We start from the raw sequence: 16,962 nt of genomic DNA on the forward strand, positions 1-16,962 counted from the left end.
AGCACCATCTGTAACCGCCGGAAACGATAAGCTTAGCAAAACAATGAGCGTAGCATGCTGCTCAATTTATCGGGAATGACGAATAAGGAGAGACGATCATTCAGACTACGGCTGGTCAGATACGTTCTCATTGCGTAAACTGCCGCCCTCCCGGACCGGACCCCGGCACTCCGTGCAGCCTTATCGCGCACGAAAAATTCTCCGACAGCGAGCACTATTTATGTCCAGTACGTTTTCTCTCCCTTTTACGTCACCGACAGCGACGGTGGTTATCTATTCCGGCGGCATGGACTCCTATACGGTGCTTCACCGCGCACTGCGTGAAGGACTGGAGGTCCACGCACTATCTTTTGACTATGGTCAACGTCACGCACGCGAGCTGGATGTGGCTACGCAAGTGTGCCGTCAGTTGGGTATTCCTCACCAGATAGTCGACATTCGAGCCATTCACGGTTTGATCGATAACTCCGCACTGACCAACGCTGACCAGGCCATGCCGACGGGTGACTACGCAGATGATAATTTGCGCGCCACTGTCGTTCCCAATCGCAATATGATTTTACTGTCCCTGGCGATTGCCAAAGCGGTCAACATAGGCGCTGGGCGCGTGGATTATGGCGCCCATGGCGGTGACCATGTTTTATACCCGGATTGTCGCCCCGAGTTTGTCGATGCCATGAATCACGTGGCGGGTATTGCCAACTTTGAGTACGTTACGCTGCATGCCCCTTACCTCTACTCATCAAAAGCGGATATTTTACGCGATGGCTTGTCCATGGGGCTTGATTACCAGCATACCTGGACCTGTTATGAAGGACGTGCGTTAGCGTGTGGTCAGTGCGGCAGCTGCCGAGAGCGCTTGGAGGCCTTTGCCGCTAACAATGTGCTCGACCCCTTGGCTTACGATGCGACAGTTCAGGTGAGTCGCTGATGTATCACGTTAAAGAAGCCTTTTACACGCTACAGGGCGAAGGCGCACAAGCGGGTCGTGCCAGCGTTTTTTGCCGTTTTAGTGGCTGCAATTTGTGGTCAGGCCGTGAAGTGGATCGCGCTCATGCAAAATGTACCTTTTGCGATACCGATTTTATCGGTACTGACGGACAAAACGGCGGGCAGTTCGCGACAGCGGCCGAGCTGGCTGCGCATATTAATGCGCTCTGGCCAAAAGGTAGCGCGAATGCCACCCCTTATGTGGTGTTTACCGGCGGCGAGCCTCTGCTCCAACTGGATACACCGTTAATTGACAAGCTACACCAGCAGGGCTTTGAAGTAGCCGTTGAAACGAACGGTACGTTGCGGCCCCCTCCCGGTATTGATTGGTTGTGCGTTAGCCCCAAAGGTAGTAACCCTTTAGTCATTACGCAGGGAAATGAATTAAAACTTGTTTATCCGCAGGCTGACGCGTTGCCCCCGGTCTTTGAAGACCTTGCGTTTACTCACTTCTTTTTGCAGCCCATGGATGTAAGCCCGTTAGGGCAACAGTCCGACACCATCGCCCAGGCAACGGATTACTGTATGGCTAACCCACAATGGCGCCTTACACTTCAAATTCACAAAATCGCAGGGTTTGACTAATGGCTCTCTTTGTAAATCAGTTAACCCATATGGATGTCTCTGTTTGGTGCCCGACGCGCGGACTCATCGGCTGCAGCTGGCAAGTAGATGCGCTCCTTGAAGGCGCCTTGGGTGAAGACGGCATGCTATTTGATTTTGGCGAGGTAAAGCCCTGGATCAAACACACCCTGGACAGCGGCCTCGACCATACGCTTCTGGTACCCACGCAGGCGCCCGGTGTAAGCATTACTGATTGCGAGGAAGGCCTCTGCGTTCGCACCGAAACGCCTTATCCCCTGGAGGTTCGTGGGCCTGCCGAAGCCTTTAGCCTGCTTCCCTGGGCATCTATTACGCTTGAAGAGGTAGCAGCGTATTTAAGTGGCGAGTTGACCGCACAGCGCCCCGTCAATGTTGACCGTGTCACGCTAACGTTAAGTGATGAAGCTACGACCGGAGCAGCCTATGGCTATAGCCATGGCCTTAAACGGCACCAGGGCAATTGCCAACGTATTGCCCACGGCCACCGCTCCAGACTCTCTATTTGGCAATCGGGCACGCGCCAACCTGAGCAGGAAGCTCGCTGGGCGCACTGGCTGGATAACCGCTACCTACTTGAGCAAGCGGATATTGAACACCAGGACGATGTGTTCTTGACCTGTCGTTACCAGGCCGCCCAGGGAGACTTTTCCATTCGCCTGCCAGCAGACCGCTGTGCGGTATTGCCGGGCCCCACTACCGTTGAGAATATCGCCATCTGGCTGGCACGTAGCATCGCCGATGAAAGCGGCCACGCCACACGCGTTCAAGCATTCGAGGGGATTAACAAAGGCGCCTTTGCGGAATTTACGCCATGAGCGAGGCAGGTATTATCGTTAAGCAAAGCGCTGGCTGCCGGGCGGGTTGCGGAGCTTGCTGTATAGCGCCGTCCATCAGCTCACCGATTCCAGGGATGCCTCAAGGCAAGCCTGCTGGGGTTCGCTGCATTCAGTTGGATGAGCAGAATCTATGTCGGCTTTTTGGCGATGCAAGCCGCCCCGCCGTATGCGCCAACTTTAACTTTGATGCCAGCATTTGTGGCGAGCACCGTGATCAGGCGCTCGCCACCCTTGCATACCTCGAAACAGCAACGGGATAATCCCTAACCTTCTACACCCGCAGGCTGGGTCAAACGACGATCCAGCAGGCTCACCCAACGCACCAGCACCGGCGCATCGCTATGGCTAACATCATTCAACAAATGTCGGAACGACTCTTTGGAAGTAGGGTCGCCCGGCTCAATGTGCATTAACCATAGCTCAAGCGCCGCCAGCTCCTGGTGGCGGTTCCCATTCTCTCGGGATTGGCTGATGGCCATCTCGGCAAGCGCCCTAACCTCGTTCGCAGGATGTCCAAGCTGATGCCGAACGCTCGCCAGCAGCGTCGCTAGCTCAGGCAAAAACAGCGTGGTACGCTCGCGGGCGATCACAAGGCATTGATCCAAATAGTCTTCTGCGACATCAAGCTCACCCAGCTCAATACAAGCATCGATATACCATAATGAGGGCCGTTGGTAGCGGTCGCTCCCTTTAAGCTCGGTCATCCGCTCAAGGCTTTCGCGTATTTGTGCAAGCCCTCCTTGATCCCCTGCCAACGCGCGCTGCCATCCCAACACCGCTTGGGCCGAGATTTGCCATAATTGCAAGTCGGGCGTGACGGTCATGGCTGCCGCTCTCTCCGCCTGGCGCGCTGCCAGGTGCACATGCCCCAACTGACGATAGAGTGAAGCCGCGAATAACAGCGACATTGCCAGCGTTCCCGGGTGGCCAATTTTTTCCGCCAACCGAAGCGCCGCCGATACTTGCCGCTCTGCACGCTGATAGTCGCCCCGTAAACAGAGCGCCCAGCCTTGAAAACACGCTGCCGTTACCTGCGGGTGATCAGAGAACGGTAACCACTCAATCATCATTTGTGCATTGAGCGGATCAATTTCATCCAGATGATCGTGGGCCTGCTGGATACGTCCTGCCCAGTACTCGCATTGAGCGCGTGCATAATCCGCTAAACGGCGATAGCGCGGGTCTTCCAGTCGCTCCGCGATATCCGCAAGCGTCGAGGCAAGCGCAAACGCATCGGCATGCGCATAGCGCTGGCTGCGCCCTACCCAGAGCCCCCACTTAACCAGAAAGACCTGCTCAAGCTCTTCAGGGTCATCCAGCATATCGCTGCCGGACTCACGCAGTAACTCTCGGGCGCGAACAAAACTTTCATGAGCGATGGGTGAGCCGTGTCCTTCCAGGGAGAATGCGGCCTGGCCACGTACCGTAAGCAGACTAACCTCGCGCTCTATCTCATGCTCAACGTGGCGCAAGCTTGCCAACCCTGCGTCGGCCATCCGCAACGCCGTTCGGTTAGCACTGACCTTTAGCGCCTCGCGAGCAGAAAGCTCAAAATAGCGTGCGCCGCGTGCGTAATGACCGCTTCTACGCAAGTGTGCAGCAAAGTCGCCAGGATGGCGGCTAATCCACATGGGGAAACGCTCTTCAATTAGCGTGACGACCTGCTGATGCAGTTTGACGCGTACATCGCGCGGGCAGGAGAGATAGGCGGCTTCCTGAAGAAGCTGATGGCTAAACTGACACTCTTGCTCACCGAGTTCTTTATTAACGGGTTCAATGATCTCGAGCTGACGCATATGCTCAAGCGCTTGCGTTAATCGAGCGGGCTCCCAGCCGCTGCACTCCAACAAAAAATCCAGCCGGAAACGTTTGCCAAGCACTGCCGCCACGTGGGCAATAGCACGGTCGGCCTCCAACTGATCAATACGGCTGGCTAGCAAGCCCAGCAGCCCTTTCGGCAGCTCATCAAATTGGATACTACGCCCTTCACGACGGTCCATGTCCAGACGTCGGCAAATTTCCTGCATGTAAAGCGGCACGCCATCGCACCGCTCTATGATCTGGTTACGCAGCCGGGGGCTTAAATGTATGCGGTAGCGGCGTGACAGCTGGGAAAGCAGGCGTGATGATTGCTGAACGTCCAACTTACCCAACGTGATCTGCTGGCCCCAGTGAAGCTTAACCGGTAAGGGTTCACGGCCATGATGACTGGCAATCAGCATAAACGCCGTATTGATAGGCAAGCGCGCCTGAAGGCCTGCCAGCACTTTAAAAGAGGGCTCATCAATCCATTGAAGATCATCAATCATTAGCACCAGCGTACGTTCACTGGTTTTCTGCTCAATCAAGCGATGTAACAACTGTACGACCAGCTCCGCCGCCTCGCCGTTTTGCGCAAGCTGCGCCACCTCTTGAACGTCCCTAACCCCAAGCGCTTCTTCAAGCAGGTGCTGTCGGCTCTTTTCTAAAAGACCCAAGCCCAGCGTTGCTTGCATGGCATGCAAGGTATCCAGCGCAGGTGGCGCATTTAGATACCAGGCCACCAGGCTGCGGGCAATACCGTAAGGTTCAAGTACGGATAATCGCGTCGTTGGCTGCCAACAAATCGCGGCATCGCGACTTAATTCAAGCTGACGAAACCCCACCATGAGCGCAGATTTCCCCATGCCCGAAGCACCTCGGACAAGCACGCTTTGGCGCAGCCCAATTCCCGCCCGCGCCAAGGCATCGCGGAGCGTACGCAACGGGGCCTCACGCCCCACCAGGCTCGGCGGGAGCGCATCACGCCCCCCTTCGTTTTGCCCCAGGACCAGCGCGCGCAGGCGAATACGCCCATCGCTTGCCACCAGCCGAGACACCAATCGTGGCTGTAGATCAAGCGCGGGGGGCATGTGCTGGCTGGCCTCCTGAGAAATGACCAGCTCACTGCCCTCTGCCGCACTCATTAGCTCCAAGGCAACTTGCGTCACCTGACCAAGCGGGTCCGCCAGCTGACGCTCTGCCAAATAGACGACCCGCCCGCTATTTAACCCGGCGGCAAGCTCAAAGGAAGGCGGCTCACCTTCCCCTTCCCAGTGACGCGCCGACTCTTGCGGCAGCGCGTGTTGACAGTGTTCGTAAAGCGCTACCAGCTCCGCAAGCTGGTGTGCGGGTCCATGGGTACCAAAACAGGCAAGCCCGAGTCCTCCGGTAGCCCCAGGTAACCAGAACCCTCCCAGATGATGACACTGCTGCTCTAACCAACGCAGTAACTCCAGCTGCAGGCCCAGACAGCTACGCACTGCCGCACGCTCCTGCCAGTCGCCCTTCAAGCGCAGCCGAATCGCCATCACGGAGAGCTGGCGCAGCTCGATTTCATCGTCGCGCAGCGGCTTGCTGTCCGCTGCCAATACACGCGAAAAAGCACCCTGAGGGGACATGGCACGAGGGTCATGCGGCCCATCCGACCAATAACTTGCGAGCTGTAAAAAACTGGGCTCAGGCTGCTGCCCCGAAAGTGCTAATAGCTGTAAATAACCATTGTATTGCTCGTGAGCAGCAGCGATTTGGTTCTGCTCGGCAAGCTGGCGTACCAGGCGCTCATGAAAAGGTGCATAGCCAGAAAAGCGGCTTACCAGGCCTTCAAGCATTACATCTGGTGCATCCTCATGGGCTTCCAGGACCTGCTCAGCAAAGCGAATGACGCGCTGACGCCATTCGTTGCGCACTTGTACGAGCCACCGCTGAAACTCGCTACAGCTGGTTAGCTGGAGCTCCTCAACGAGGTCCCCTTGATAGCAGGTCAGCACCGCTTCGAGCGTTGCTAGTTCGCGGGGGCCTTCCAGCAGTTGCTGCAGTTCATGTAAATCGATGCACCAAGTCGCTGGCAGGTTAAAAGCGATGGTTTGGCGCGACACTTTCAAGACGTGATCAGCGTTATCCCCGAGCGAATGACGCAGGCAGTGCAGGGCATGGCGCAAGTTAGTTCTGCCTGATGAAAGCCCTTGGTCAGGCCATAACAGCTCGGCGAGCACCGAGCGGTTCACCGGCTGGCGGTGAAGCAGTAAGTAGACTAACAGCGCTTTGACTTTGTCATAGCTAAAGTGGGTTAGTACACCATCCCCCTGAGAGAGGGAAAAATGACCAAAGAGGATTAGCTGATCAGACTCACGAGTATCGCGCATGATACATATCCTGCCTGGGCTAGTGGTGTATTAAGCGGGTACACCACTATGAAAACGAAAAGCCGTATCGGGTGACGTTATCAGCTCTGCTTCCCGGGCCACAAAAAAAGCAATTCTTTCATCAATGGAAGCGTTAGTTTGTTGCTGCGCAAGCAGTAGATAGTCTTCAAAATGACGCCCTTCGGACTTAACCAGCGTGCGATAAAATTTAGCCAACTCTTCATCCAGGTAAGGAATCAAGCGAGCAAAACGCTCGCAGCTGCGTGCTTCTATTAAGGCGCCAATAATGAGGATATCAATAAGACGCTCTGGATCATTGCTGCGCACATGGCGTCGCAGGCCCTCAGCGTACCGGGAAGCGGTTAAATGTTTGTATTCAACGCCGCGCTTCTCCATTAAACCCACAACTTGCTCAAAGTGCAGCAATTCTTCGCGGGCGAGCTGAGACATTTTGCTCAATAAAAGAGGTTGGTCTACATAACGATACAGCAAACTCATGGCCGTCGAGGCGGCCTTTTTCTCACACTGAGCGTGGTCAACGAGCAGTATTTCCGGGTTATCTAGCGCCCATTTAAGCCAGCTGTCGGGCGTTAAGCAGGCAAGAAATTCATTTAAACTTTCGGGCAACAAGTCATCTGCTTGAAGCTTATGGTCTGCGGGTGTTAATTCCGGCAATTGCATTGACATAACGTTCTTCCGAGCATTTTTTCATAATTGTACAATATTTAAACGCCGATAGCGTTCACCTCGTTCCTGGCCCGCAAGAACGACGCCATGCCATGTCTCTTGGGTACGTATTGCTGGCCACCGCTAATAGTAATAGCTAATTAGTAACAACAATGGCGCTCTACGCTTCGCTGTGAGGTTAGTTCAACCTGGAAAGCAACCGTAACGCTATAGCGTCCAGGCCATGGTAACGCGGCGCAACCGCAATCACACCTTTAGCGTGCTCGGGCCCACCACACCCTGCCAGAAAGTGCCCCAAACGGCCAAAATACAGGCCTTTAAAGCGGTATTTTTTGCGTATCAACACAAAGTACAACACCTGCCTATCGCCTTCTTCTTAACATTGTCGACAGTTTGCCGTAGAATCCGTGCCATCCAACCAGACGCTGTTTCCAAGCGTATGTCATGTGTCCGAGCGCACGCTCAAACACCGTGAAAATGTGTGTTCGCCACCATAAAGCAGATGAGAGGGCCCCAACGTGCTTGAAGCATATCGCCAACATGTCGAGGAACGCGCCGCTGAAGGCGTACCACCCAAGCCTCTAAACGCCGAGCAAGTTGCCGCCTTAATTGAGCTGCTAAAAACCCCACCGGCGGGTGAAGAGGAATTTGTTCTTGATCTGATCACCAACCGGGTTCCGCCGGGCGTCGATGAAGCCGCTTATGTGAAAGCGGGCTTTCTTACTGCCATCGCCAAGGGCGAAGCAACCTCTCCGCTGATCGATAAAATCCACGCGGTTAAGCTGCTGGGCACCATGCAAGGCGGTTACAACATCGTCTCCATGGTAGAGCTGTTGGATAACGAAGAGTTAACACGTGAAGCCGGCGAACAGCTCAAGCATACCCTGCTGATGTTTGATGCCTTTCATGATGTTGAAGAGCGTGCCAAAAAGGGTAACAGCGTTGCCAAGGACGTTATTCAGTCCTGGGCCGAAGCAGAGTGGTACCTTTCCAAGCCTGCTTTAGAAGAAAAAATCACCCTAACCGTCTTTAAGGTGCCGGGTGAAACCAACACGGATGATCTGTCACCAGCACCCGATGCCTGGTCGCGCCCCGATATCCCGCTGCACGCTAATGCCATGCTCAAAAACGAGCGTGACGGCATTGTGCCTGAAGTACCGGGCTCCATGGGTCCGCTCAAGCAAATTGAAGAAGTCAAAGCCAAAGGCTTCCCAGTTGCTTATGTCGGTGATGTTGTGGGTACGGGCTCTTCACGTAAATCAGCTACTAACTCCGTGCTGTGGTTCTTTGGTGACGATATCCCTTACGTTCCCAATAAGCGCGCGGGCGGCTTCTGTTTTGGTAGCAAAATTGCTCCGATCTTCTTTAACACCATGGAAGATTCTGGCGCACTCCCGATTGAACTGGACGTATCAAAGCTGGAAATGGGCGATGTCATTGACGTCTACCCCTACGAAGGCAAGGTATGCAAGCACGGCACTGATGAAGTGCTCACCACGTTTGCGTTGAAAACGCAGTTGATCCTTGACGAAGTACGCGCTGGCGGCCGTATTCCTCTGATCATCGGCCGCGGCCTGACGGGCAAAGCACGTGAGTCCCTTGGCCTTGAGCCTTCTGATGTATTCCGCCTCCCGGAACAGCCCAAAGACACCGGCAAGGGCTTTACCCTGGCGCAGAAAATGGTCGGTAAGGCGTGCGGCCTGGAAGGCGTTCGTCCGGGGATGTACTGCGAGCCCAAAATGTCCACCGTCGGCTCCCAGGATACCACTGGCCCGATGACGCGTGACGAGCTGAAAGACCTGGCTTGTCTGGGCTTCCAAGCGGACTTGGTGATGCAGTCATTCTGCCACACGGCGGCCTATCCGAAGCCGGTGGACGTAGACACTCACCACACGCTGCCTGACTTCATTATGAACCGCGGTGGTGTATCGCTGCGTCCTGGCGACGGCATCATCCACAGCTGGCTGAACCGCATGCTGCTGCCAGACACAGTAGGTACCGGTGGCGACTCGCACACTCGCTTCCCGCTGGGCATCTCGTTCCCGGCTGGTTCTGGCTTGGTAGCTTTCGCTGCTGCCACCGGCGTTATGCCGCTGGATATGCCGGAATCCGTACTGGTACGCTTTAAAGGCAAGCGCCAGCCTGGCGTTACCCTGCGCGACCTGGTTCACGCCATTCCGCTTTACGGCATCAAGCAAGGTCTTCTGACCGTTGACAAGGCCAACAAGAAGAATGCGTTCTCTGGCCGCGTACTGGAAATTGAAGGTCTTGAAGACTTAACGGTCGAGCAGGCGTTTGAGCTTTCCGACGCCTCTGCTGAGCGCTCTGCCGCTGGCTGTACTATTACGCTGTCTGATGAGAGCGTGACCGAGTACCTGAAATCCAACATCACACTGCTGAAGTGGATGATTGCCAACGGCTATGGCGATGAGCGTACTATCAACCGTCGTATCGAGGGTATGGAAGCGTGGCTTGCCGACCCGAGCCTGATGCGTGCCGATGCGGACGCCGAATACGCCGAAGTCATCGAAATTGACCTGTCCGAGATTAAAGAGCCTGTGCTTTGCGCACCTAACGATCCTGACGACGCTCGTTTGCTGTCAGACGTTGCGGGCGAAAAGATTGATGAAGTATTTATCGGCTCGTGCATGACCAACATTGGTCATTTCCGCGCAGCGGGTAAACTACTTGAAAAGCAGCCTGCAGGCAGTCTAAAAACTCGCCTGTGGCTGGCACCGCCGACCAAAATGGATCAGCACCAGCTGACCGAAGAGGGTTACTACGGCATTTATGGTCGTGCCGGTGCGCGTATGGAAATGCCGGGATGCTCGCTGTGTATGGGTAACCAGGCACGCGTTGCGGCAAAAAGCACCGTTGTGTCTACGTCTACACGTAACTTCCCGAACCGTCTGGGCGATGGTGCCAACGTGTACCTTGCCTCGGCGGAACTCGCCGCGGTTGCCGCGGTGGAAGGTCGCCTGCCAAGCGTTGAAGAGTATCAGCGTTACATGAGTGAATTTGACGCCATGGCAGGAGAGATCTATCGTTATATGAACTTCCACGAAATTGAGGAGTATCAGAAAATCGCCTCAAACGTGATTCCGGTTGCTCAAGAAGCGTAACCACCCTATCGCCGATGCTCGCACCATCACAGACTTAATGAAGTTTCGTTAATTCTGAGACGATGACCGAACGCCCCACAACCCTCTCGTTGTGGGGCGTTTTTATTACCGCAAGAGGTCGGCGACTTGCGAGGGCTTCCGGATGCTGCCACTCTGTTAGTTCATCCTTATGATTTAAAAAGACAATGCAGCCACTGACACATCTTGGCTCGGCCTTAATGAAGACACTGCGCGATCATCTACGCCCCTTGATCGCCTATCATTTGTTTTTTACCTTACTTGCCTCTGCCCTGTTATTACCCGTGATTGGGTGGATAACCCAAGGTCTGCTCGCTCAATTAAAGCGTACAGTGATTACCAATGACGAGCTGATCAGCCTGCTGTTTAGCCCGCTGGGCCTAGCTTGCATGCTGGTCGGCCTGGTTTTCACCTTTCTCATTCTTTACTGGCAACAGGCTGGTATGCTCCAGGTCGCCGTTCGGCCTCGAGGCAATCATTACCGGTTAGCCTTTGATGCACTCTGGTTAAGCGTTCGTCGCCTCCCCGCACTGGCAGGATTAGTCGTGTTACAGGTAGGCACGCACCTTTTACTGCTGGCCCCTTTCATGGCCGCACTTGCATGGCTTTATAGTGTTTGGCTAAGCGGCCTGGACCCTTACTATTTACAGCGCGTCATGCCACCAGTGCTTTGGTACTTTATTGCCTGCGCGTTGCCGCTTGTAGTGGCCTGGCTAAGCTTAGCGGCCTGGCTTTATCTGCGTTGGCTGTTGGCGCTTCCGTTAGTGGCGCTTGATAACTGCAGCCCGTTACACGCCTTGACGCGCAGTTTTCATTTAACCAAAGGCTGGCACCGCTCCATTGGCGCGGCCGTGCTCATTCTGCTACTGCTCATTATTGCGCTACCTGTTATCACCACCATCGCCTTTGATGCACTGGTGACGCCGCTCCTCTGGTGGTTACCAGAACACAATGCGTTTCTAATTCCCATCATGTTTGCCTATTTAACAGGCTACCTGCTGCTAACCCTCGCCGTTACCTTTATCGGTATTGCGGCTAACGCACTGCTTTCTGCTTGTTTGTACCTTCAGTTAGCGCATCACAAGATGCGCCCTGCTCCTCCATCAAAAAACGTCCTCCCGGGCCGATTTGCCTGGGCGGTTGAACTTAGCGTATTGCTACTGGCCGCCTTACAAGCCTGGTGGATTCTGAATAGTTTTGAGCTACGCGACAATGTAAAGGTGTTCGCGCACCGTGGTAGTTCAATGGTCGCCCCCGAAAACACCCTGGCCGCGGTTGACCAGGCCATCGTCGATAAGGCTGACGCCGTAGAGCTGGATGTTCGCTTATCCGCCGATGGGCAGGTCATGATTTACCATGACCGGAGTCTGGCAAGATTAACCGGTGATAACAGAGAATTCGGCGACTTAACGCGTGAAGAGCTTAGTCAGTACGACATAGGCAGTTGGTTCGGTGATGCTTTTCAAAACGAGCCTATCGCAGGCCTGGATGAGGTACTCGAACGCGTGCGTGGCCATGCCGGGTTGATGATCGACATGAAAGCGCTGCCCGGCGAGGAACAAGCACTTGCTGATGCAGTCATTGCCCTGCTGCGTGCTGAAACCGATATGCGCTATGCCTGCTGGGCTAAAAGCAATCACCCTATAACAGCGTATGGAGAATGCGGCTTTCCCAATGCAATGCTGGAGATGCGGGTAGCCACGATGACGCCCGCCCTGACTGCCCACATTAAACGCCAGGCGCCTGAACTACGCGTCACACTGCTGGCACAGTTAATCCTGCCAGGCACGCTGGACCGTCGAAGCTTCGATGCCCTGGGGCTTCGCCATAACCGTATTACAGCAGAGGAAGTGCGTCTTGCAGCGCTTTATGGCTATGAGATACATGCCTGGACAGTTAATGACCGGGCAAGAATGTCCACACTGATCGACTTAGGGGTTGATGCGATTATTACCGACTATCCCGAGCGTTTACGTGAATTGATTGAAGAACGGCGAGCGCTAAGCGATGGGGAACTTCTGTTGGTGAAGCTGCGCAATTGGCTACGTCAGTGACGTGTACTTAAACACGCCACTGACAGCTCATTTCGTAAAGCCAAGTGGGATCAATCGCCCATAACAACGCCTTCGCGACGCGGGTCGGCACCGCCAAACAGCGTCCCATCCTCCAGCCTACGGATAGCCTGAAGCCCACTGGTTAGCTCTCTTTCACTGATGGTATGACCGTACTCCTCAAGCACTTCCAGGGTCGCTTCGGGGAAGCCTCCCTCTTCCAAATAAACATCGCCTCCCATGGTAATGGCGTGAGGCAAGTTGAGCGCTTCTTGTGCACTCATCCCCCAATCACGCATCGCCACTAACGTGCGGGCGGTGTAATGAATAATAGCCGCACCACCCGGCGATCCCAGGCTTGCCACCAGTTCACCCGACTCTTTATCGAAGACGAGTGTTGGGCTCATGCTTGAACGCGGACGCTTGCCAGGCTCAACCCGATTAGCAACCAGCTCGCCGTCCACCTCTGGGGTAAACGAAAAGTCGGTCAGCTCGTTATTAAGCAGGTACCCACCCGGCAGCCCGGTTCCTCCATCAGCAAGGATGCGCGAACCAAACGCCTGCTCAATAGACGTGGTCATCGCCACGGCATTGCCTTCAGCATCAATAATACTGATATGGCTAGTGCCATATTCCGGCTGATCCGGCTGTGAGGCAAAGCTAACATCAAGCTCACCGGGGTTCCCTGGCTCCGCACTATCGCCCATGCTGGTGTCGCCAATTAACTTACTACGCTCTGAAAGATAGTCTGGCGCCAGCATTAATGACCAGTCCCCACCCGGCGCCTCTACGAACTCAGGGTCCGCGATATAACGTCCGCGATCAGCGAAGGCCAGCCGAGAAGCCTCCAAAAACTGATGCAGCCAACCACTGCTGGATACGCCGTTATCCAAGGGTGCTTCCAACAACGGCTGCTGATCTAAAAGGCCCAGTATTTGCATAATGGTAATATGCCCAGACGAAGGCGGAGGAAATCCGCACACTTCCCACTGTTGCCATGGCGTACACAGCGGTTCCCGCTCAATTGTCTGGTAGCCGCCAACATCCTCAAGGGTCATGCTGCCTGGCCGCACCGGATGGTTCTGTACACGATTTACTAAATCCTCAGCAATGTCGCCCTCATAAAAGGCCGCGCTGCCGTTGGTCGCAATTTGGCGTAATATGCTCGCCAACGCCGGGTTTTTTAACGTGTCGCCAACCGCTAGCGGCTCGCCGTTAGGCTGGTAATAGAAGTTCTCGGCGAGCGGGTCACTACGTAACGCTTCATCATTGGCAAGGCTGGTGTGCAGCCGTTGACTAACGGCAAACCCTTCCTCGGCAAGCGTAATAGCGGGTTCAAAAAGCGCCTCCCAAGCCAACTGGCCGTGCTCTTTATGCGCCTGTTCCAACATTCGCACCGTGCCTGGCACACCAACAGAAAGTCCACTGGCTACCGCATCTGCAAAGGGCAGCGGCTCGCCATTTTCCATGAACAGCTCCCCTGTCACCGCACCAGGCGCTGTCTCTCGGCCGTCGTAAGCCTGAACGTTTGAGCCATCATAGAACATTAAAAAAGCGCCACCGCCAATGCCGCTGGACTGGGGCTCGACCAGTGTTAACACCATTTGCACAGCGATAGCAGCGTCAATGGCATTGCCACCATTTGCCAACACTTGGTAGCCTGCATCCGTTGCCAACGGGTTAGCCGCCGCGACTGCAAACGACTCCGCCGCCCAGCCGGGTTTTTCCTCATACCCCGACCCAACTTCTGGCGTTATAGAGGGGGTTTCATAGCTAAACCCAAAGCTATAGACCGGCACTAACAGCAATCCTGATAGTGCTAATTTAATCCTTTTTGGGGACATTACACTGCCCTCTCGCATCCTGGGAAATATCAAGTAAGTAACCACACAACAGAGTAGCCTATAAAACGCATGCGCCCGGCACAATGGCCGGGCGCAAAATAGCGGTTTACAGGTCGACGTTAGGTGATTGTCTCGCCTGCCAACATAAACCACGTCTCAAGTACTGCATCAGGGTTGAGGGATACCGAATCAATCCCCTGCTCCATCAACCACTTAGCCAATTCAGGATGATCTGAGGGCCCTTGCCCACAAATACCCACATATTTGCCTTGGGCTTTACAAGCCTGAATAGCCATTGCCAACAATTTTTTCACCGCCGCATTACGCTCATCAAACAGATGCGCCACGATGCCTGAGTCACGGTCCAGCCCCAGCGTTAACTGCGTAAGATCGTTAGAGCCGATTGAGAAGCCGTCGAAGTGTTCAAGAAATTCTTCAGCCAACAATGCATTAGCAGGTAACTCGCACATCATGATCACTTTCAGCCCGCTTGCATCGCCGCGCTTCAAGCCGTTTTCTGCCAACAGATCAACCACCTGCTTGGCTTCATCGGTGGTGCGTACAAAGGGCACCATGATTTCGACGTTATCAAGCCCCATCTCGTCGCGTACGTATTTTAAGGCGCGACACTCAAGCTCGAAGCAGGGCCGGAAAGCGTCCGAGATATACCGCGAAGCCCCACGGAAGCCCAACATGGGATTCTCTTCGCCCGGCTCGTAAAGCTTACCGCCAATCAGGTTTTCGTACTCGTTGGACTTGAAGTCAGACAAACGCACGATAACCCGCTGAGGGTAAAAGGCCGCTGCCAACGTGGAGATGCCTTCCACCAGCTTGTCCACGTAGAAAGTTACCGGGTCGGTATAGCCTGCGGTACGGAGGTCAATCACCTGCTGCAAATCAGCGGGCAGCGTTGCGTAATCCAGCAGCGCCTTAGGGTGAACGCCAATCATACGATTGATGATGAACTCAAGCCGGGCAAGCCCTACGCCTGCGTTAGGCAGGCTGGCAAACCCAAATGCGCGATCAGGGTTGCCCACGTTCATCATAATCTTGAACGGGATTTCAGGCATGGCATCGACGCTTGAAACCTTGCAGTCAAAATCCAGCAGGCCATCATAAACGTGGCCGGTGTCACCTTCGGCACAGGAAACGGTGACATCGGTGCCTTCTCTGAGCTGCTGTGTAGCGTCACCACACCCAACCACCGCCGGAATGCCCAGCTCACGAGCAATAATCGCCGCATGGCAGGTACGCCCGCCACGGTTGGTAACAATGGCTGAAGCCCGCTTCATAATGGGCTCCCAGTCTGGATCCGTCATGTCGGTCACCAGAATGTCACCGTCAAGAACCTTATCCATATCTTCCGGACTCATGACCACTTTGACCGTGCCGCGGCCAATGCGCTGACCAATCGCCCGGCCGGTAATCAGGGTACGGCCCTTCTCGCGCAGCTGGAAACGCTCTAACTTGCCGCCTTCCTGCTGCGAGACCACCGTTTCAGGGCGTGCCTGCACGATATAGAGCTTACCGTCGTCACCATCAAGCGCCCACTCAATATCCATGGGGCGCTCGTAGTGCTGCTCAATCGTCACTGCCTGATGGGCAAGATCCATCACCTGCTGGTCGCTAATACAGAAACGATTACGCTGATTAAGCGGCACATCAACGGTGTCGACGGATTTACCAGCACTGGTTTCCTGGCCGTAAACCATCTTGATGAGTTTGGACCCCAGGTTACGCCGTAAAACTGCCGGGCGTCCAGCGGCTAACGTGCCCTTATGAACATAAAACTCATCAGGGTTGACGGCACCTTGCACAACCGTTTCGCCCAGCCCCCACGAGGCCGTCACAAAGACAGCATCGCGGTAGCCTGATTCGGTATCCAGGGTAAACATGACCCCAGAGGCACCCGTCTCAGAGCGCACCATTTTTTGGACACCCGCTGACAGTGCGACGTTTTCATGCGCATAGCCACGGTGAACGCGGTAGGAAATTGCGCGATCATTAAACAGCGAGGCAAACACCTCGTGTACAGCGCGTTTGATATTATCGAAACCTTCGATATTCAGGAAAGTTTCCTGCTGGCCCGCAAAAGAGGCATCCGGCAGATCTTCCGCGGTTGCCGAGCTGCGCACCGCTACTTTCAGTTGAGGGTGCTGCTCCTGCAGTTGCTCATAGGCCTGACACAGTGCACTTTCAAAAGCGGGCGGCAGCGGCGTATCAATGATCCATTGGCGAATATTAGTACCCGCTTCCGCCAGTGCTTTAACATCATCAACGTCCAGGCGCGATAGCGTGCTGTTAATGCGCTCGTTAAGCCCTTCATGAGAGAGGAATTCACGATATGCGTGAGCCGTAGTGGCAAATCCACCCGGTACGGTTACCCCGGCACCCGACAGATTGGAAATCATCTCGCCCAGCGAGGCGTTTTTACCACCCACGCGTTCGACGTCGGCCATACCTAACTGATCGAACCACAGAATGTACTCTTCCACGCAACCCCCTCGCTTTAAGACGTTGATGCAATCTTTTAGATCGCCAATCATTGATCGTGTCACCCTATCACCGTGCCACCCTATTCGCCATTGGTCTAATAGCGAAGGGAGTGGAGGATTTTTACAACATAAGGCGTATACGGGCAGTTTATG

At 54.7% G+C, this 16,962-nt stretch carries 11 protein-coding genes; 6 read left to right on the plus strand and 5 right to left on the minus strand.

Annotation, left to right across the window (positions count from 1 at the left end):
* Positions 1-220: 220 nt before the first annotated feature.
* The 4 genes from queC to ACT3T7_RS16635 are packed head-to-tail and all read left to right on the plus strand — an operon-like array spanning position 221 to position 2,689.
* Entirely contained in the window at positions 221-931 is a 711-nt protein-coding gene (gene queC / locus ACT3T7_RS16620; RefSeq protein WP_444631635.1) for a 7-cyano-7-deazaguanine synthase QueC, read from the plus strand.
* Complete coding sequence (gene queE / locus ACT3T7_RS16625) at positions 931-1,575, plus strand: 7-carboxy-7-deazaguanine synthase (protein WP_172118456.1); 645 nt, start codon at positions 931-933, stop codon at positions 1,573-1,575. The genes queC and queE overlap by 1 nt, the downstream gene beginning before the upstream one ends.
* On the plus strand, positions 1,575-2,408 hold the full coding sequence (locus tag ACT3T7_RS16630) for a 6-carboxytetrahydropterin synthase (RefSeq protein WP_444631636.1): 834 nt from the start codon (positions 1,575-1,577) through the stop codon (positions 2,406-2,408). The genes queE and ACT3T7_RS16630 overlap by 1 nt, the downstream gene beginning before the upstream one ends.
* On the plus strand, positions 2,405-2,689 hold the full coding sequence (locus tag ACT3T7_RS16635) for a YkgJ family cysteine cluster protein (protein WP_193054664.1): 285 nt from the start codon (positions 2,405-2,407) through the stop codon (positions 2,687-2,689). Before ACT3T7_RS16630 ends, ACT3T7_RS16635 begins: the two co-directional genes overlap by 4 nt.
* Positions 2,690-2,692: 3 nt before the next feature.
* Here ACT3T7_RS16635 and ACT3T7_RS16640 read toward each other — a convergent pair whose 3' ends face one another.
* From ACT3T7_RS16640 to ACT3T7_RS16650, 3 genes are all read right to left on the minus strand, one after another.
* Entirely contained in the window at positions 2,693-6,592 is a 3,900-nt protein-coding gene (locus ACT3T7_RS16640) for an AAA family ATPase (protein ID WP_444631637.1), read from the minus strand.
* Between the two features lie 30 nt (positions 6,593-6,622).
* Positions 6,623-7,279, minus strand: a complete 657-nt coding sequence (locus tag ACT3T7_RS16645; RefSeq protein ID WP_444631638.1) for a tRNA-(ms[2]io[6]A)-hydroxylase — start codon at positions 7,277-7,279, stop codon at positions 6,623-6,625.
* A gap of 178 nt (positions 7,280-7,457) precedes the next feature.
* Positions 7,458-7,625, minus strand: a complete 168-nt coding sequence (locus ACT3T7_RS16650) for a hypothetical protein (RefSeq protein WP_172118452.1) — start codon at positions 7,623-7,625, stop codon at positions 7,458-7,460.
* Between the two features lie 172 nt (positions 7,626-7,797).
* Here ACT3T7_RS16650 and acnB point away from each other — a divergent pair, with 172 nt between their 5' ends.
* Together acnB and ACT3T7_RS16660 are read left to right on the plus strand one after the other, a co-directional pair.
* Complete coding sequence (gene acnB, locus ACT3T7_RS16655; RefSeq protein ID WP_444631639.1) at positions 7,798-10,401, plus strand: bifunctional aconitate hydratase 2/2-methylisocitrate dehydratase; 2,604 nt, start codon at positions 7,798-7,800, stop codon at positions 10,399-10,401.
* Positions 10,402-10,586: 185 nt separating this feature from the next.
* A complete protein-coding gene (locus tag ACT3T7_RS16660) occupies positions 10,587-12,473 on the plus strand; it encodes a glycerophosphodiester phosphodiesterase family protein (protein WP_444631640.1) in 1,887 nt (628 codons plus the stop codon).
* A gap of 50 nt (positions 12,474-12,523) precedes the next feature.
* Here the strand turns inward: ACT3T7_RS16660 and ggt are convergent, their stop codons facing one another.
* Together ggt and ppsA are read right to left on the minus strand one after the other, a co-directional pair.
* Positions 12,524-14,314, minus strand: a complete 1,791-nt coding sequence (gene ggt, locus ACT3T7_RS16665) for a gamma-glutamyltransferase (RefSeq protein ID WP_444631641.1) — start codon at positions 14,312-14,314, stop codon at positions 12,524-12,526.
* A gap of 119 nt (positions 14,315-14,433) precedes the next feature.
* Entirely contained in the window at positions 14,434-16,809 is a 2,376-nt protein-coding gene (ppsA, locus tag ACT3T7_RS16670; RefSeq protein ID WP_444631642.1) for a phosphoenolpyruvate synthase, read from the minus strand.
* Positions 16,810-16,962 lie beyond the last annotated feature (153 nt).

This window comes from Halomonas sp. 111 (assembly GCF_052379685.1).
GTDB lineage: Bacteria > Pseudomonadota > Gammaproteobacteria > Pseudomonadales > Halomonadaceae > Vreelandella > Vreelandella citrativorans.

Coding starts and splice junctions, on each gene's coding strand:
- queC (WP_444631635.1), top strand. CDS start 221: ATGTCCAGTACGTTTTCTCTCCCTTTTACGTCACCGACAGCGACGGTG.
- ACT3T7_RS16645 (WP_444631638.1), bottom strand. CDS start 7,279: ATGTCAATGCAATTGCCGGAATTAACACCCGCAGACCATAAGCTTCAA.
- ggt (WP_444631641.1), bottom strand. CDS start 14,314: ATGTCCCCAAAAAGGATTAAATTAGCACTATCAGGATTGCTGTTAGTG.
- ACT3T7_RS16660 (WP_444631640.1), top strand. CDS start 10,587: ATGCAGCCACTGACACATCTTGGCTCGGCCTTAATGAAGACACTGCGC.
- ACT3T7_RS16640 (WP_444631637.1), bottom strand. CDS start 6,592: ATGCGCGATACTCGTGAGTCTGATCAGCTAATCCTCTTTGGTCATTTT.
- ACT3T7_RS16630 (WP_444631636.1), top strand. CDS start 1,575: ATGGCTCTCTTTGTAAATCAGTTAACCCATATGGATGTCTCTGTTTGG.
- ACT3T7_RS16635 (WP_193054664.1), top strand. CDS start 2,405: ATGAGCGAGGCAGGTATTATCGTTAAGCAAAGCGCTGGCTGCCGGGCG.
- queE (WP_172118456.1), top strand. CDS start 931: ATGTATCACGTTAAAGAAGCCTTTTACACGCTACAGGGCGAAGGCGCA.